At 63.0% G+C, this 17,572-nt stretch carries 15 protein-coding genes and 1 tRNA gene; 6 read left to right on the top strand and 10 right to left on the bottom strand.

All coding sequences use genetic code 11. The annotated features are described in order from the left end of the window. The 8 genes from BTHE68_RS03460 to BTHE68_RS03425 all read right to left on the bottom strand — a co-directional run bounded on the left by BTHE68_RS03460 (position 1) and on the right by BTHE68_RS03425 (position 8,104). Complete coding sequence (locus BTHE68_RS03460) at positions 1 to 1,065, bottom strand: 2-aminoethylphosphonate aminotransferase (RefSeq protein WP_162065151.1); 1,065 nt, start codon at positions 1,063 to 1,065, stop codon at positions 1 to 3. Further along, entirely contained in the window at positions 1,065 to 2,222 is a 1,158-nt protein-coding gene (gene aepY / locus BTHE68_RS03455) for a phosphonopyruvate decarboxylase (protein ID WP_162065150.1), read from the bottom strand. Before aepY ends, BTHE68_RS03460 begins: the two co-directional genes overlap by 1 nt. After that, on the bottom strand, positions 2,215 to 3,912 hold the full coding sequence (aepX, locus tag BTHE68_RS03450) for a phosphoenolpyruvate mutase (RefSeq protein WP_162065149.1): 1,698 nt from the start codon (positions 3,910 to 3,912) through the stop codon (positions 2,215 to 2,217). Before aepX ends, aepY begins: the two co-directional genes overlap by 8 nt. Beyond that, a complete protein-coding gene (locus BTHE68_RS03445) occupies positions 3,909 to 4,697 on the bottom strand; it encodes a phosphocholine cytidylyltransferase family protein (protein ID WP_162065148.1) in 789 nt (262 codons plus the stop codon). Before BTHE68_RS03445 ends, aepX begins: the two co-directional genes overlap by 4 nt. Before the next feature lie 24 nt (positions 4,698 to 4,721). Continuing rightward, positions 4,722 to 5,738 (bottom strand): flippase-like domain-containing protein, encoded by a 1,017-nt coding sequence (locus BTHE68_RS03440; protein WP_162065147.1) that lies wholly within the window; start codon positions 5,736 to 5,738, stop codon positions 4,722 to 4,724. Continuing rightward, on the bottom strand, positions 5,735 to 6,547 hold the full coding sequence (locus BTHE68_RS03435; protein ID WP_162065146.1) for a HalD/BesD family halogenase: 813 nt from the start codon (positions 6,545 to 6,547) through the stop codon (positions 5,735 to 5,737). Before BTHE68_RS03435 ends, BTHE68_RS03440 begins: the two co-directional genes overlap by 4 nt. Beyond that, the gene (locus tag BTHE68_RS03430; protein WP_162065145.1) at positions 6,544 to 7,242 is read right to left on the bottom strand and encodes a CDP-alcohol phosphatidyltransferase family protein; all 699 of its coding nucleotides are present in this window, start codon (positions 7,240 to 7,242) and stop codon (positions 6,544 to 6,546) included. The genes BTHE68_RS03435 and BTHE68_RS03430 overlap by 4 nt, the downstream gene beginning before the upstream one ends. Before the next feature lie 175 nt (positions 7,243 to 7,417). Next, on the bottom strand, positions 7,418 to 8,104 hold the full coding sequence (locus tag BTHE68_RS03425; RefSeq protein WP_162065144.1) for a DUF4136 domain-containing protein: 687 nt from the start codon (positions 8,102 to 8,104) through the stop codon (positions 7,418 to 7,420). Between the two features lie 188 nt (positions 8,105 to 8,292). Between BTHE68_RS03425 and pepN the strand changes: the two genes are divergently transcribed. The 3 genes from pepN to BTHE68_RS03410 all read left to right on the top strand — a co-directional run bounded on the left by pepN (position 8,293) and on the right by BTHE68_RS03410 (position 12,352). Beyond that, the gene (gene pepN / locus BTHE68_RS03420) at positions 8,293 to 11,010 is read left to right on the top strand and encodes an aminopeptidase N (RefSeq protein WP_162065143.1); all 2,718 of its coding nucleotides are present in this window, start codon (positions 8,293 to 8,295) and stop codon (positions 11,008 to 11,010) included. A 165-nt stretch (positions 11,011 to 11,175) separates the two neighbouring features. After that, positions 11,176 to 12,195 carry a class 1 fructose-bisphosphatase gene (locus BTHE68_RS03415; protein WP_162065142.1) on the top strand — a complete coding sequence of 340 codons (1,020 nt, stop codon included), beginning with the start codon at positions 11,176 to 11,178 and terminating at the stop codon, positions 12,193 to 12,195. A gap of 81 nt (positions 12,196 to 12,276) precedes the next feature. Beyond that, positions 12,277 to 12,352: transfer RNA gene (locus BTHE68_RS03410), tRNA-Thr, on the top strand. Between the two features lie 349 nt (positions 12,353 to 12,701). On the opposite strand, the gene BTHE68_RS03405 is transcribed toward BTHE68_RS03410, so the two are convergent. Beyond that, complete coding sequence (locus BTHE68_RS03405; RefSeq protein WP_162065141.1) at positions 12,702 to 12,947, bottom strand: hypothetical protein; 246 nt, start codon at positions 12,945 to 12,947, stop codon at positions 12,702 to 12,704. Here BTHE68_RS03405 and BTHE68_RS36565 point away from each other — a divergent pair. Further along, entirely contained in the window at positions 12,946 to 13,095 is a 150-nt protein-coding gene (locus BTHE68_RS36565; protein WP_167390499.1) for a hypothetical protein, read from the top strand. The genes BTHE68_RS03405 and BTHE68_RS36565 overlap by 2 nt on opposite strands. 214 nt (positions 13,096 to 13,309) lie before the next feature. Then, the gene (locus tag BTHE68_RS03400) at positions 13,310 to 13,912 is read left to right on the top strand and encodes a chorismate mutase (protein ID WP_162065140.1); all 603 of its coding nucleotides are present in this window, start codon (positions 13,310 to 13,312) and stop codon (positions 13,910 to 13,912) included. Positions 13,913 to 13,919: 7 nt separating this feature from the next. Here the strand turns inward: BTHE68_RS03400 and BTHE68_RS03395 are convergent, their stop codons facing one another. Next, on the bottom strand, positions 13,920 to 15,065 hold the full coding sequence (locus BTHE68_RS03395; protein ID WP_162065139.1) for an exonuclease domain-containing protein: 1,146 nt from the start codon (positions 15,063 to 15,065) through the stop codon (positions 13,920 to 13,922). 1,315 nt (positions 15,066 to 16,380) lie between these two features. Between BTHE68_RS03395 and BTHE68_RS03390 the strand changes: the two genes are divergently transcribed. Continuing rightward, a complete protein-coding gene (locus tag BTHE68_RS03390; protein WP_061179684.1) occupies positions 16,381 to 17,541 on the top strand; it encodes a porin in 1,161 nt (386 codons plus the stop codon). The last annotated feature ends 31 nt before the right edge of the window (positions 17,542 to 17,572 follow it).

Raw genomic sequence — 17,572 nt, 5'->3', positions numbered from 1 at the left:
TTAGCGCAGCAGCGCCACGAACGACGAAATCAACCGGTCCATATCGTTCGGATCGAGCGCGCCCATCGTCGAAATGCGGAACAGTTCCTTCGAGAAACCGCCCTGCCCCGCGTAGATCACGAAACCCTTGGCCTTGAGCGCATCGTGCAGGGTTTCATACGTCACGCCCGCAGGCAGCCGATACGCCCGCAACACCACCGACGACTCCTCCGGCGGCAACGCGCTCTCGATACCCAGCGACGCCAGCCCCGCGCGCACCTGCTCCGCCAGCCGCGCATAGCGCGCGTGACGCGCACGCCAGCCGCCTTCTTCCTCGAACTCGCGCAGCGCTTCGACCAGCGCATAGTACGCATGCACGGACGGCGTGAACGGCGTGTTGCGCTCGTCCTGCAGCTTCGCGAGGCGCGCGATGCCGAGGTAGTAGTTGCGGCTCGCGGCCTGCTTCAGCGCGTCACGTCGGGCGATGACGAACGCCGCGCCCGGCACGCCGTGCAGACACTTGTTCGCGGTCGCGGCGATCGCGGCGATGCCGCCGCCGTCGAAATCGATCGCTTCAGCGCCGAAGCTGCTCACCGCGTCGAGCAGCAGGCCGATGCCGCGCTCGCCGCACGCGCGCGACAGTTGATCGATCGCGTTCAGGCGGCCCGTCGTCGTTTCGTGATGGATGATCGCGACGTTCGTGAACTTGTCGCTGTCGAGCCGCGCGATGATCGCGTCGATGTCCGGCGCCTGCATCCACTCGTACTTCACGACTTCGTGGTCGATGTGATACTGCCGCGCGATCTGCGCGATGCGATCGCCATACACGCCGTTTTCCACGACGAGCAGACGCCCGCCTTCCGGCACGAGACCGGCGATCATGCTTTCGACCGCGGCGGTGCCCGAGCCCGTCATGAGCACGGCGCTCCAGACGGCCGGATCGAGCTCGTAAGCGGCGACGAGACGCTGGCGCGCCTCATCCTGAAGATCGAAGAACTCCGGCTCGCGATGGCACAAGTCGGTTTGCAGCAGGCTCCTGCGCACGCGTTCGCTCAGCGTGACAGGACCCGGATTGAGCAGCAGCATCAACGGCCTCCAATGTGTTGTTGCAAGCGCGCGCGCACGTCCTCGGGCGTGACCTTCGGGCGCGGCAGGTCGCCGGGCGTGCCGGTTCGAATCGACAGACGCGCGAAACGGGCGCCGTCGACATCCTTCGCGTCGAAGAGACGATCGATCACGCCGATGTCGTCGCCGTCGAGCGCGAGCGCGTAGCCGCACGCCGAGGCGATCGACGCGAAATCGACTTCGCGCGAAACGGTCGCCTGGCCGCCCGTCGATTCGTGCGCGCCGTTATCGAGCAGCAAGTGAACCAGATTCGACGGACCGTACGCGCCGAGCGTCGCGAACACGCCCATACGCATGAGCGCCGCGCCGTCGCCGTCGAGCGCGACCACGCGCAGATCGGGGCGCGAGAGCGCGAGGCCGAGCGCCATCGGCGTGACGCAGCCCATCGAGCCGACCAGATAGAGCTGGTTCGCGCGGTCATCGATCGCGTACAACTCGCGGCCGCAAAAGCCCGTCGATGCGAGCACGACCGTCGAATCCGCCGGCGTGCTGGCGATGACTCTTTGCAGCGCGTCGTGACGCGTGACGCGCTCGCCTTCGAAGCGCTGCACGGCCGCCGGACGCGCATTGGCACGCACGCCCGACAAGCCCGTCTTCTTCAACTCGTAAGGCGCGACGCTGCCCTTCTGCATGACGAGCGCATACGGACGGCCGGTGCTGTCCATGTACGCCGTCGCGCGATCGAGCGCCGGGCCGATCTGGTCGGCTTCCGTCGGGAACAGTTCCCACGGAATCTCCATCGTCTCGAGCATCTGCGGGGTGATCGGGCCCATCAGCGCGTGCTGCGGTTCATCGTGCACGCCGGGCTGGCCGCGCCATGTGACGATCAGCAGTTGCGGCAGCCGGAACGTCCAGGTGAGCGACGTCAGCGGACTCACCGCGTTGCCGAGACCCGAGTTCTGCATCATCGCGATGCCACGACGCTTCTTCCCGCCGCCCAACGCGACGCCCGCTATCAGCGCGACCGCATCGCCTTCGTTCGCCGCCGATACGTAATGCAGCGATTCATCCTGCAACACGTAGTTGATGAAGGGCGTGAGAAACGAGCACGGCACGCCCGCGTACCAGTCGAAACCACGCTCGCGCGCGGCTTCGACGAACTGGGCGGCCTCAATCACGCGCGTTCTCCGAGCCTTCCGAACCGATCGGCGTCTGACCGTGCGCGAAATCGCCCGCGCGACGGAAATCGTCGAGATCGTTCACGCCGCGCCAGTGACCGTGCACGTATTGCACTTCGATCTTCTGACCGGCCGCGAGCAACGCGTTGAGCAGCGCGGCCGTGTCGAGCGTGTCGAAATCGGCGCGCTGTTGCAATGCTTGCAGCGTCGCGAGCAGACGTTCACGCGCACCCGCGCGCACCTTGATGAGACCCATCCAGCGGCCTTGCGGCGCGCGGCCGTCGGACAACGCCTGGCCCGCGCCGACCACGCTTTCCAGCCAGACTTTCTGGCCAAACAGCGCGCGGTCGTCGGCGGTCGAGCAGTATGCGAAGTCGGTTGCGCTCGCGCCCGTCTGCGGCGTCTGCGACGAATCGACGACCACACAGAAGTCGCTGTCGGACTCGGTCAGATCGCGCAGGATGTAGCTGCGGAACAACAGGTCGCCGTAGGAAATCACGGTATCGCCGTTCATGTGCCCGACCGCGCACGCGAGCGACGCGAGTTCGCCCGTGGATTCGTGCTTCTCGTTGACGACGACGCGGATGCCGCCCTTTTCGATCGCATCGGCGCGATAACCGCCCACCACGGTGATGTCGTTGATGCTTTCCTTCTTGAACGCTTCGACCAGATGGCGCAGAAGCGGCTTGCCCGCGACCGGCAGCATGACCTTCGGACGGTCTTCGGTGAGCGCTTCGAGGCCTGCGCCGCGGCTCGCGGCCAGCACGATCGCGCTGCGCTTCTCGTTGGCCGCGCTCAGATAAATGTTTTCTGCAGCCGAGTACTCGTCCGCGTCCTGCAGACGGAAGATCTCGTTCACCGAGGCGATGCGGTCTTCCACGTTCACGAGCGTCTCGCTGTCGTGGATTTCCTTGGCGATCGCCTGCATCGCGGAGACCGCGCCGCGAATCAGATGGTTCGCCCAGATCACGCAGCTGATGCCGGCCTGACGGAACGCGTCGGTCGGCGTGCTGTAGTACTTCGTCGGCACGATGACGAGCGGACCGCGACCGGCCCACTCGCGCGCGAACGTCAGGATCTCGTCGGGCTTCGAGAGCTTGCTGTGGATCAGGATCGCGTCCGCGCCCGCCTGGCGATACGCCTCGGCGCGCTTGAGCGCTTCTTCCATGCCCCAGCCCGCGATCAGCGCTTCCACGCGCGCGACGATCGAAAAGTTCGGATCGCTCTGCGAATCCTTGCCGGCCTTGATCTTGCCGCAGAACTCGTCGATGTCGGCGAGCGGCTGCGCCTCGCCGTTGATGAAGCTGTTGGTCTTCGGAAACTGCTTGTCCTCGATGCACACGCCCGCGATGCCGCGCTGCTCCAGCTTCTTCACGAGCCGGCGCACGTTGTTGAAGTTGCCGTAGCCGGTGTCGCCGTCGAGCAGGATCGGCAGATCGCTCGCGTCGGCCATGAATTCGAGGTTGTCGACGACCTGCGTCCAGCTCGCTTCGTTGTTGTCGCGCACGCCGAATTGCGCGGAAATCGACAGGCCGGAGCCCCAGATCGCCTTGAAGCCCGCTTCCTTCGCGATGCGCGCCGAAATGCCGTTGTGCGCTTCCATCAGGAATTCGAGGCGATTGCTTTGCAGCATCTCGCGCAGACGCATGGTGCGCGAATAGCCGACGGGAATGTTTCCGGGTGCGTTCATTGTTGTGATGCTCCTGCAAACTGACTCAGCGCGTTCAATTGCGGCAGCACTTCGTCGGCCGCGCGCTTCACGTCGTTCTGAAAATCGATTTCGATCCACGGTGCGCCGGTCACGTCGGCGATATCGAACACGTGGGACGGGTTTTGCACATTCTCCAGCAACAGGTCGCGCACCGCTTCTTCGTGCGGCATCTTCGCGCGGCCGGTCGCGACATAATCCGCGCAGATTTCGGCGAGACGCGTGGCAGTCGCCTGATCGAAGCGGAAAAAGCCAACTGATTCGCCGATCGTGTCGTACTGCAGGCCCGCCGCGACCTGTTTGCGCAGTTCGACCGGCACGCCATTGTCGACGCACAGCTTCACGGGTTCGTCGCCCGCTTCGAAATCGCGGTCGATCAACAGGCGATTCACCGGGCCGCCCGCGACGAGCGGCTCGAAAATGCGTTCGTCGTAGAGCACGTCGGCGTCCATCAGCAGGACGTCGCCGCCGCGCGTCATCGCGTCGTGCGCGGTGTGCACCGACAGCACGCTGCCGAGCGTGAATTCGTCGTTGACGACGATTTCGGTCTTCGGCTTCCAGTCGATCGATGCGAGTTCCGCCTCGATCTGCTCGCTCTTGAAGCCGGTCACGAAGACGACTTCATCGACATTCGCGGCCTTCAAAAAGTGCAGATGACGCTCCAGCAGCGATGCATCACCAAACCGCAGCAGACACTTCGGCTTTTGCTGGCCTTCGGGCTGAACGAGGCGCAAGCCCATCCCGGCCGCAAGAATAATTGCGCGCATGCTTGTTTTCCCTTCGTGGGTGGGTCAGTCGATGTCCGGCACGCGCGCGAGACGGCGGCGCTGCCAGCCTTTTTCAACGAAATGCAGATAGACGATGCCCGGCACGCCGAGCAGCAATTCGCGCGCGCGCTTGGCGAGCGACAGCGCGAGCGCCGCCTCGGGCGGCAGGCCGACCATACGCGCGAGCAGCAGATAGCCGCCTTCCTGCACGCCGAGCGAGCCGGGAATGGCGAACGCGGCGCCGCGAATCGCCTGGCCGAGGCTTTCGAGCAGCAGCGCTTCCGCCCAGCCGACCGGATGGCCGAGCAGATGCAGCGCGAGCCACACCTCGCCGGTGCCGACGATCCAGCCGACCAGACTCAGGCCGAAGCTCGCCGCGACCTTGCCGCGCTCGCGATACATCTCGTGCACGGCGGCATCGACGGCTTCGGCGCGCGTCACGAGCGACGACCAGTCGCGCTTCGCCGAGAATTTCGCCGCAATGCCGGACGCGAAGCGCATCGCGCGGCCGAACAGACCGCGCCGCTGCGCCAGATAGAAACCGAAGATCATCACGCCGATCACGCCGATCACCGCCAGCACGGCGATCGTCACAGTCGACGACGAACCGCCCGCGACATAACCCGTCAGAAGCACGACGCCGATCAGCGCGAAGATCAGTTGCGCGACGGTCTGCATCGTCGTGCTGACGGTGATGACGGCGGCGGCGTCGCGCGCGCGCATGCCGTGCTGCGCGAGGTAGCGGACCATCAGCATCGGCCCGCCGATCTGGCCGGCGGGCATGAGGCTATTCACGGATTCGCCGGCCCAGCGAGCGAGCAAGGCGTCGCGCAGGGAAACGTCGCGTTCCTTGTGCGAGAACAGCACGCTGATCGCGCCGGCGTCGATCAAAAGCGGCACGAAGTGAAAGGCCGCGACCGCGAGCAGACCCCAGCCGGCCGCGGCCAGCGTCGATGCGACCGAACCGAAGCCTTGCCAGCCAAGCAGCGCGATGAACAGCACCACGCCGACGGACAGCAGAAATGTGCCCGCGCGGCTCATGCCTGTCCGGTCTTGCCGCTTTTGCGGCGAAAGACCTGCCTGAAACCGAAATACGCGATCGAGTCCTTCATGTTCGAAATGAAGCGCTGGAACGGCCGCATGTTGGGGTTGGTCACGTACTCGAACGTGAGCGACACGCGCATCTCGTTCTCGCCGAGCGGCGTGATGCGATGGCGCAGCTTGTCGCCGTCGAAGAACACGAATGCGCCCGGCGGATATTGCACCGAACCCGGTTGATCCGGAATGCCGGGCGTTTTGGTGTGCAGTTCGTAATCGAGCCGGCAGGAGGAATCGTCGATCACGCCGAGCAGGAGCGTATAGCGGCGGCCTTCGTAATACGACGTGTCGTAGTGCCAGCCGATGTGATCGCCCGGGCGCGTGTAGAAATACAGCGCGTAGGCGTGCGGATCGTCTTCGGGCGAGAGTTGCAGCTTGTCGCCGGTAATCGTCTCCAGCCACTTGATGAGCGCTTCGGAGCGGTACAAATCCGCGATGAACGGCGCGAGCTTGTCGAGCGTATGGCGGCTGACGCTGCCGCCCGCCTTGTGGCCCGGCAGATAATTGCGGTTCACGGCTGGCATCACGTCGTGCACGGCGGCGATCAGGCGCTCGGTGTAATCGCGCGGCAGGAAGTCCTCTATACAGAGAAACGAACCTTGCTGGCCGTACTCGTCGCGCAGCTTCGGCGTGTGCAGCGCGGCGAGGCGTGTGTTCAGGGTCGAATCGATGTCGCGCGTCGACGGGCGCGCGCCTGTTGCCGTCTGCGCCGGCCGGGTCAGCGTGTTCTCCGGAGTTGCCGTATCGCTCATCTCACCGCCTGTAGATCATTACCGTCTTTTGCATGCGACGCTTGCGCGTGCCGCTTCAACCGCCGCACGACGCGCCGATAGTCCACCGCCACGTAAATGGCGAAGAGCGGCGCGCCGATCGCCGCCGCGATCAGAAACGGCGTCATGCCGTTCAGGATGGTCACCACCGGCACCAGATACAGTACGTCTTCCGTTTCGAAGCCGGCCATCGATGCCTGCTTCGTGCCCGACTTGCCGACCATCGACTCGACGCGCATGCGCAGGAAGAAAATCAGCGCAACCGCCACGCCCGCGATGCCGCCAAGCCACTGCGCGGGGACGATGATCGACGGATGATGCACGGCGACATAGAACCCGAGGCCGAGGAACAGCAGCACGGTCACGAGCGCGTCGCTCGCGAGGTCGTAGAAGTGCCCGATCTTGCTCGACTTGCCGCTGATGCGCGCGAGTTCGCCATCGGTGTGATCGACGAAATTTGACAGTGCGATCAGGAGTGCGCCGAGCGTGCACATCCAGAACTGACCGAGCGACAGATAATACGCGCCGGCCACACCGATGGCGAGGCGCAGCGTGGTCAGATGGTTGGGTGTTACCGGCGTGCCGACGAGCGGTGTGACGAGACGGCGGGCGAGCCGCGCATCCCATGTGGTGGGCTCGGGAACGGCTTTAGGATTGGGCGGACACGATTTTGTCATCCCGCGAATATATCGCTATTTGGCCGGACCTGCATATATTGCGGCCCCGCGTCGCGGTGATAAATCCTTGTTTGATCAAGGCCCGCGGGCGACTCTGAAATGCCGCGCGGCGTTGTCGACAAAATCGATGTCGACGCGCCGCGGCAAAAATTTCCGACGCGTTCTTGCGCGCCGCTCAGTCGACGGTCTTGGGCGCGGGCGGCGGCGCCGCCGCCGTTTCGTTCGACATGCCGCCGTTTTTGTCCACCGGCAAGGTTACGGTACGCACCGTGCCGTTGCCCAGCGGGAAATCGGCGAGCGCGCTGCGGGTGAGATAGGGCATTGCCTGATAGAGCGAGGCATCGCCCGTGGAATTCACCGCGGTCACTTTGTAGACCTCGCGGCTGTTCTGGCGGTCGGTCATGCGAATCTGCAACGCGTGGATGTACACCGGATAGCTCTGGTCGACATAGCCCGTCGGGCCCCACGGACCGTATGGGCCCCAGCCGCCCCACGGGCCCCAGAACGGACGTCCGTAGGGACCGTACATCGGCCACGGATCGTAATAGACCGGCTGGCGCACGGTCATCATGTCGCCACGGACCGAATACGCGAGCGCCACCGAATAACGCGCGCTGGCTTCGGGCACCTGCCGGAAGTTGTACTTCGACAGCTCGTTCGCGACGAGCGTTTCGTAGGTCGTCTGCTCGATGCTGTTCTGCTGCTCGCCCTGTCGCGCGAACGCGTAGGTGCGCGTCGCGTCGCTGCCGCTCCAGTCGGAGAAGGCGGTCACCTGCGTCTGCACGTAGGTCGTGCAGCCCGCGAGCCACATCGCCGCCAGTATCAATGCCCATCTGCAGAGCGATTTGATCGGGAAATTCATGGTCGTCCTCACTCGGAAACTGCCCTTCCTGGTTAGTTATAGTTAGCGCAAGCGCGCGTCGGCGAGACGCCGCTCACGATCGACGGGCGTTTTGTACAATGGTTCGACATGCCGCGCCTGCGTTCGTGCCCTGAACGACACGTCAGGCAATGCGCCCGCGCCGCTCAATTCACTTTGAAGATCTTGCCATGTCCAACACGACCGCAGCCGCAGTGATTCGCCGCCAGGACTACACGCCGCCCGCCTTCCTGATCGACTCCGTCGCACTCGAATTCGACCTCGTGCCGGCGCGCACGGTCGTGAAGAATACGATGAAGCTGCGCCGCAACCCCGACGCGCAAGGCGACGCCTCGCGTCTCGAACTGATGGGCGAACAGCTCGAATTCGTGCGCGCGACGATCGACGGCGTGGCGCACGCGGATGTCCGCGTCAGTGAGAACGGACTTTCCATCGGCAATATTCCTGCGGATGACTTCGAGCTTAGCATCGAGAACATTTGCAATCCGGCCGAGAATACGACGCTCTCCGGACTTTATGTCTCCAGCGGCAACTTCTTTACGCAGTGCGAAGCCGAGGGCTTTCGGCGCATCACCTATTTCCTCGATCGCCCGGACGTGATGGCCACCTACACCGTCACGCTGCGCGCCGACAAGACCGCGTATCCGGTGCTGCTGTCGAACGGCAATCTGATCGGCGAAGGCGATCTGCCCGATGGCCGACACTTTGCCCAGTGGGAAGACCCGTTCAAGAAGCCGAGCTATCTGTTCGCGCTCGTCGCGGGCAAGCTCGTGTGTATCGAAGAGCGCATCCGGTCGGGCTCGGGCAAGGAGAAGCTGCTGCAGGTCTGGGTCGAGCCGCAGGACCTCGACAAGACGCGTCATGCAATGGATTCGCTCATCAACTCGATCCGCTGGGACGAAAAGCGCTTCGGGCTGGAGCTGGATCTGGACCGCTTCATGATCGTCGCGGTCAGCGACTTCAATATGGGCGCGATGGAGAACAAGGGGCTCAACATCTTCAACACGAAGTATGTGCTCGCAAATCCCGAAACCGCGACGGACACCGACTTCTCCAACATCGAAGCCGTGGTCGGCCACGAGTATTTCCATAACTGGACCGGCAACCGCGTGACCTGCCGCGACTGGTTCCAGTTGAGCCTGAAGGAAGGCCTGACCGTGTTTCGCGATCAGGAATTTTCCGCCGACATGTCCGCCGGCGACGTCGATGGCGCCGCCAGCGCCGCCGCGCGCGCGACCAAGCGCATCGAGGACGTGCGCGTGCTGCGGCAGATGCAGTTCGCCGAGGACGCCGGCCCGATGGCGCATCCGGTGCGCCCGGAGAGCTACGTCGAGATCAACAACTTCTACACGATGACCGTCTACGAAAAAGGCTCGGAAGTCGTGCGGATGTATCAGACGCTGTTCGGCCGCGACGGTTTTCGCCGCGGCATGGATCTCTACTTCCAGCGCTTCGACGGCCAGGCCGTGACGTGCGACGACTTCCGCCACGCACTCGCCGACGCAAATCAGCGCGATCTCGCGCAGTTCGAGCGCTGGTACAGCCAGGCGGGCACGCCGCGCGTGTCGGTCCGTGCGTCCTACGACGCCGCGAACAAGCGCTATACGCTGTCGCTCGCGCAGGGCTACGGCGACGCATCGGAGGCGGCCCGCGACACGCAAAAAGGCCCGCTGCTGATTCCGTTCTCAGTCGGCCTGATCGGCAGCAACGGCGCGGATCTGCCGTTGCGGCTGGAAGGCGAGAAGGAACCGAATGGCACGACGCGCGTGCTCGAATTCACGGAACGCGATCAGTCGTTCACTTTCGTCGATGTGAACGAGGCGCCGCTGCCTTCGCTGCTGCGCAATTTCTCGGCGCCGGTGATCGTCGAATATGACTACACGAACGATGAACTCGCGTTCCTGCTCGCGCACGACAGCGATCCGTTCAACCGCTGGGAAGCCGGCCAGCGCCTCGCCACGCGCGAGCTGCTCGCGCTCGCCGAGCGCGCGGCGAAGGGCGAAGCGCTTGCCATCGACGATCAGGTGATCGCCGCCTTCGCGCGCGTGCTCGACGACACCACGCTCACGCCCGCGTTCCGCGAACTCGCGCTGATGCTGCCGTCGGAAAGCTATCTCGCCGAGCAGATGGCCGTGTCCGATCCCGCCGCGGTGCACGCCGCGCGCGTCTTCATGAGCCGCCGCCTCGCGTCGCAATTGCGCGACAAGTGGCTCGCGACCTATGAAGCCAATCGCACGCCGGGCGAATACCGTCCGGTGTCGGAAGATGCCGGCAAGCGCGGGCTCAAGAACCTCGCCCTCGCCTATCTGAGCCAGCTCGACGATCCGCGCGAAGCGGTCAAGCTCGCGCAGGCGCAGTACGATGCCGCCAACAACATGACCGACCGTTCGGCGGCGCTTTCGGCGCTGTTGCTCGCGAGCGCGACAAAGGGCGCGGACGCGAGCGTCGCCGACGCGGCGTTGGCCGACTTCTATCGCCGCTTCGAGAACGAGGCGCTCGTCATCGACAAGTGGTTCGCGCTCCAGGCGACGCAGCGCGGCGGGCCGGACCGCAAGGTGATCGAGATCGTGCGCAAGCTGATGCAGCATCAGGCGTTCAACATCAAGAACCCGAACCGCGCGCGCTCGCTGATCTTCAGCTTCTGCAGCGGCAACCCGGCGCAGTTCCATGCCGCCGACGGCTCCGGTTACGCATTCTGGGCCGAACAGGTGATCGCGCTCGATGCGCTCAATCCGCAGGTCGCCGCGCGGCTCGCGCGCGGACTCGAACTGTGGCGCCGCTTCACGCCGCAACTGCGCGAGAAGATGCACGCCGCCTTGAGCGAAGTCGCGTCGAAGGCGAAATCGCGCGACGTGCGCGAAGTGGTCGAAAAGGCGCTCGCCGCTTAGGCGCTGTTTCGTCAGGCGTTTTGCCTGTTCAACGGCCGCCGCGCGAGGACTTCGCGCGGCGGCCGTTCTCGCTTATGGCGGATGTCCGCTGTCGCTGTCACATGGAGCGGCCGGGTCGAACGGTTAGAATCGTGAATATTCGTCTAACGCTCACGGAGCCCCAGCATGTCCTCCATCTCCAGCCGCACCACGCTGTCGAAATACCTGATCGAGCAGCAGCGTGAACACCAGAACCTGCCGGCCGACCTGCGTCTCCTGATCGAAGTCGTCGCGCGCGCGTGCAAGCAGATCAGCTACCACGTGAGCAAGGGCGCGCTGGGCGAAGCGCTCGGCAGCGCCGGCAGCGAGAACGTTCAGGGCGAAGTGCAGAAGAAGCTCGACGTGCTCTCGAACGAAATCCTGCTCGAAGCCAACGAATGGGGCGGCAATCTGGCCGCGATGGCATCGGAAGAAATGGAAAAAATCTTCCCGATTCCGAACCGCTACCCGAAGGGCAATTACCTGTTGACGTTCGATCCGCTCGACGGGTCATCGAACATCGATGTGAACGTGTCGATCGGCACCATTTTTTCGGTGCTGCGCTGCCCGGACGGCGTCGAGCCGAGCGAGCAGGCGTTCATGCAGGCGGGTTCGCAGCAGGTCGCAGCAGGCTACGCCGTGTACGGCCCGCAAACCGTGCTGGTGCTGACGACTGGCAACGGCGTGAACTGCTTCACGCTCGATCGCGAACTCGGCTCGTGGGTGCTCACGCAGCGCGATATGACGATTCCCGTCGAAACGCGCGAGTACGCGATCAATGCGTCGAATTCGCGCCACTGGTATGAGCCGGTGCAGCGCTATATCGGCGAGCTGAACGCCGGGAAGGATGGCGCGCGCCAGGAAGACTTCAACATGCGCTGGATCGCATCGATGGTCGCGGACGTGCACCGCATCCTGAACCGTGGCGGCATCTTCATGTATCCGGCCGACAAGCGCGATCCGTCGAAGCCCGGCAAGCTGCGTCTGATGTACGAGGCCAATCCGATGGCGTTCATCGTCGAGCAGGCGGGCGGCGCCGCGACGAACGGCGAGCAACGCATTCTCGACATCCAGCCGACCAGCCTGCACCAGCGCGTGCCGGTGTTCCTCGGCTCGAAGGGCGAAGTCGATCGCGTGACCCGCTACCATCTCGAAAAGAAAAATTGATCTAAGGTATTGCCAAGAGGAAAAAGCCTCTGCATAATCTCACTTCTTCGTTGCTGACGAACTAACGAACGCAACAATGGAGCCGGAATAGCTCAGACGGTAGAGCAGCGCATTCGTAATGCGAAGGTCGGGGGTTCGATTCCTCTTTCCGGCACCAACGAGATTCAGCAGTATCGAAACCCGTGATCACGCAAGTGACACGGGTTTTTTGCTTTCGACGCGCCTTCTGCGTTTCGCATTTTCGCAACGATCGCTCGACGCGTTCACAACATTGCGATTCGCACAGAAAATCGGCCCCACCGATTTCAAGAACCGCCCCGCCGCGTGGCTGATTCGCCTCATATGTGCGCTTTCGTACAACAACGAGCTATTTTCCGCTTTGCACCATGAAGCGTCAACGCAGGTTTCCCGGTATCGTTATATCCATAGAGGAAAAGCTACAGTCTAAGTAAGCGACTGACGCGTTTCGTGCAGAGCCAAGCAGGAAGCGGCTCGCCGGGCGGCCATCAGCACTGGCGAAACTGTATTTTTTGCAGCAATGGATTCGAGGGACAGCGAATAATTACCGATGCTTTCATCCGTTGATAATCAGACGCACCAACTCGGCTCAAGCCGAAGCGGTTCCGATCCGATAAAGCATCCATAGAGGGAAAGGTTAACTGGATTTCAGCTATTTCAGCCGCATGCGGCGGCGCAAAAGCCGCAACGGTCAAGCTGGCGCAATTGTTGTAGTCATTGAGGAGAGAAATCATGGACGCAAAACCGACGAAAATCCCGACGCCCGACAAGGTGTACTGTCCGGATCCGGAACCGGTTGGCGTCGAATTTCTCGCGACTGAGCTGCCCGAGCATGTGCGCGCGTTCTTCGACGAACAGCGCAACTCGGCGCAGTCGAAATAGGCGGACACGCTGGATTACGCCGTCGTCGTGAGAACGACGCCCGTTGCGCGCGGCGCAACCGGACCGTCCGGTCCGCACATGGCTCACGCCAGGCCGCGTCGCGCCCCTCGTCCATGACCACATCGGGGTGAGTCGTGCGGTTCGGCTCGCCTCGTCGATTCGTCCTTCCGATCGAAGCGCAGTGCGCTATTCTGGCGCTTTTGCCCGCAAACCGATGCGCCGTCGATCGAAGTATTCCCCCCTCGCCTCCACCGCTGTCGCCTGCGCGCTCGCGTTCACCGCGCCTGCATCCGTGCATGCCGACGGCGACGACACCCCGTTCACCAATCTGATCGCGCTCGTCTCGCAACGGCTCGCGCTCGCCGAGCCGGTCGCGCGCTGGAAGTGGGCGCGTCAGGAGCCGATCACCGATGCGCCGCGCGAAGAGGCGCTGCTCAAGCAGGTCGAAGCCAAGGCCAGCGCCGCGCAGGTCGATCCCGATTTCGCGCGGCAGTTCTTCCGCGACCAGATCGACGCGAGCAAGGATGTGCAGAACGCGCTGTTCGCCAACTGGCGCGCGCTGAAAGCCGCGCCGGAAACATCGCCGCCCGATCTCGCCACCGACACGCGTCCGAAGCTCGATCGGCTCACGCAGTCGCTCGTATCCGCGCTCGCGCACGTGGAGCCGATTCGACATGCGGAAGATTGTCCCGTTCGGCTAGCGGAGAGCGTCGCGCGATGGAAACATCTGACGCGCTACAACTCGTCGATGAATGCGCCGCTCATGCACGCGCTGTCGCACGTCTGCGCGACGGGCGGCGTGGGCGCGGTCGGATAATGCCGCTTTAGAGAGCGGTAGCGAGCGTGGCCGAGACAAGCGGCGTCACGGCGAGCCCACGCGCGAGGCGCTCGCCGAGGATGCGATAGGTCGACAGTTCGAATGCGGGTTCGTCGGCGCTCGCGCGCAGTGCGCCGGCTTGCGCGAGCGTGCTGGCCGTGCCGAGATAGCACCAGTTGTCGATGACGTGCCACGCGCGCTCGCCCGATGCATCGTCGCGCTCTTCGATCGCGATGCCGCCCGCATACGGCCACGGCGCGCCGCGCGCGTCGCCGGGACGCGACTTCGGCGCGCGATTGAGTGCCGGACGCGCGTTCGCGATCCATTGCGCCTCCGCCAGCAGCGCGCCGATTTCGCCACCGGTCGCTTTCCATTCCAGGCGGCGCACCAGCGCCGCAAGACGCAGATCCTTCGCCGAACGCCGCGGCCCGACGAGATGCGAACGCACCCGCTGACGCAGGCGCACGCTGCGGCCTGCGTAGACCGGTGCGTCGTCGTCGCCATAGAACATATAGACGCCGCAGCCGGCGGGCATTTGCTCGATGGTGTCTTCGTCGATGTGCGCGGCGAGCTGGAAGCGGCGCGTCACGCGGTCCACATGCGCGCGCAGCACGTCCGGCGCGTGCGCGCGATGCAGGTGTTGCCAGAACTGCCAGAGTAGGTCGGCATCGGCGAGCGCACGGTGCCGTGCGGCGGGGATGAGCGCGTGTCGTTCGACGAGCGCGTCGAGCCCATGACGGCTCTCGGCCGGATACACCGCGCGCGAAAGCTGCACCGTGCACAGCACATCCGGCGCGAAGCGAAGACCCATGCGTCTGAATTCGCCCTTGAGAAAGCCGTGATCGAAGTGCGCGTTGTGCGCGACGAACAGCCGGCCGTTCATCCGTTCGAGCAGACCGGCGGCGAGCTGTTCGAACGTCGGGGCATCGCGGACCATGGCATCGGTGATGCCGGTCAACTGCTGGATGAACGCGGGAATCGGCTTCTGCGGATTGACAAGCGATGTCCATTGCGACACCCCCGTTGGCCCGACCTCCACGATGCCGACCTCGGTGATGCGATCCACGCCGAAAGTCGCGCCGGTCGTTTCGAGATCGACGAATACGATGGGTGCGGAGGGATAGGCAAAGCTTGCGGACTGATCGAGAAGCATCGTGGACGACGGGAAGACGGCGCGTTAGGCCTGGATGGAGCGAATGCTGGATTGCCCATTCTAACGCAGCGTAGGGCTTGGGCTTTGGATGGCGCCCGTCGCGCTGATGCCGCTCACAATTCTTGCCCGATACCATCGACGCTTTTTATTTTATTAGAGCCGGACCGTTGCGGTGTTTTGAATAGTCAGTGCAATGTCACATCGGGATTAAAAATCGCAATAGCGAGTAACCCGTAATCGCATTCCCTTATTCCATGATCACTGAGTGCTGGCGTAGGGCTTCGTCAGCATGGACCGCACCATCGCTCGCGAGCGCGCTCCTGCACGGGGCCATGGACCTGCGCCGAAGCCGCGCGGAGCTTGAGTGTCATGGCGCTTCGCGGATTCATGCCGAGCAAAAGTTATAATCAATTTCCGCGATAAAAACGTGTATTTTAAATCACGTTCGCGCCGATCCTTTGCGCTTCAGCTATTTTAAGATCCCGCAAAAACCGGACCGAGAGAATATCGCCAGACTTGAATTGATCGTGAAAATATTCGATTAAAAACAAACGCGCCATTTCCAGCGACGAGATTTTCCCGATCGTGACTGTCGATTCAAATTGCCCGATCCTCCAGCATTAAGCAAGATGGAAACTAAGCGACAACTTAAATGTAATAGAGAACGCCGACGATGATCCGAATATCATGACGACCGAAGCCATTTCATCGCGCGAATTCGTTACCGCATGGCATCGCGATCACTGGCAGAGCCTTCCCGCTCCGCCCCTGTACGCAAGGCGCTTCGCCACCCGCACCTGAGAGAATCGGGCAAAAAAAAGCGCGACCGGAAAGTCGCGCTGACAAAGTTTGGAGATCTTTTTCCGTCAACGAAAAAGTCTGCTTCGGAAAGCAGAAATGACAGTATAGCGATGAGGCCCGCATTAATTACCTGCAAAATTCGCAAACTTCTGTTTCGAATACATCAACAATCGAAGCTCGGAAATATTACGTTGTATTTTCGCGCCAACTCATGTCGCGCTTGCGCAACGTCGTTTGGTTGACACCTCTTCACTTACGACTTTATTCGCCGATAAATCATTGTATATAAAGAAAAATATACGCCCTGCCGATCATTGCCGCATCAACAATGGTTTATTGCGGAATTCGGAACGCCCCGACTGTAACGCCGTCTTTACACTTCGTCTGGTCCGGAAACAAATGTGTCGGCGTCGCCGATGCGTTGCTCCTCCGCCCGCGCCTCTCGCAGCGCCACGGAGCGAGGTTTCCACAAAGCCTGGGTCCTCGGCCCCTATCTGCTCTCGGAGTTACAAAGATGAAAAAGACTCTCATGGTCGCCGCCCTGTCGGGCGTTTTTGCTACCGCCGCCCATGCGCAAAGCAGCGTCACGCTGTACGGCCTGATCGATGCGGGCATCACCTACACGAACAACCAGATCACGCAGGTCGGCGGCCCGGGCCACAGCAACTTCAAGGCGACGAGCGGTTCGGTCAACGGCAGCCGTTGGGGCTTGCGCGGGTCTGAAGACCTCGGTGGCGGCCTGAAGGCGATCTTCACGTTGGAGAACGGCTTCAACATCATGAACGGCACGAACGGCCAGGGCGGTCGTGAGTTCGGCCGTCAGGCATTCGTCGGTCTGTCGAGCAACCAGTTCGGCTCGATCACCCTCGGCCGTCAATATGACTCCGTGGTCGACTTCATGGGCCCGCTGGCTCTGACGGGCACGCAGTACGGCGGCACGCAGTTCGCCCACCCGTTCGACAACGACAACCTCGACAACACGTTCCGCGTCAACAACTCGGTCAAGTACACGAGCGCGAACTACGCTGGCTTCAAGCTGGGCGCGATGTACGGCTTCTCGAACGAAGCAGGCGGCTTCGCGGATAACCGCGCATACAGCGTCGGCGCGTCGTACAACTACGGCCCGTTGAATGTCGCTGCTGCGTACATGCAACTGAACAACGTCGGCTCGCCGACCAACAACGTCAACGGCGCGATCACGACCGACAACACGCCGTTCGTCGCTGGCCGTCAGCGCATCTTCGGCGGTGGCCTGAACTACGCGTTCGGCCCAGCAACCGTCGGCTTCGTGTTCACGCAAACGATGCTGGACAACGCTTCGTCGATCACGAGCGTCGGCACGCAAGGCGCCGGTTCGATCAACCTGACCGATGGCCACGTCCGCTTCACGAACTACGAAGTCAACGGCCGCTACAACCTGACGCCGGCTCTGTCGCTGGCGGGTGCGTACACGTACACCGACAGCCGCATCGACGGCGAAAAGCCGAAGTTCCATCAGTTCAGCCTGCAAACGGCGTACGCGCTGTCGAAGCGTACCGACGTCTACCTGCAAGGCGAGTACCAGCACATGACCGACCAGGAAAACCTGCCCATCGGCGCAGTGATCAACGGCGTCGGCATGTCGTCGGGCTCGAATCAGGTGTCGGCAACGGTTGGCATGCGTCACCGCTTCTAAGCTTCACCCGCAGTATCGCTGTAGAAAAGCC

Source organism: Burkholderia sp. THE68 (assembly GCF_009938265.1).
In the GTDB taxonomy this organism is placed as follows: domain Bacteria; phylum Pseudomonadota; class Gammaproteobacteria; order Burkholderiales; family Burkholderiaceae; genus Caballeronia.
Note: the sequence above shows the minus strand (reverse complement) of the source record. Positions and strands in the feature narration are given on the sequence as shown.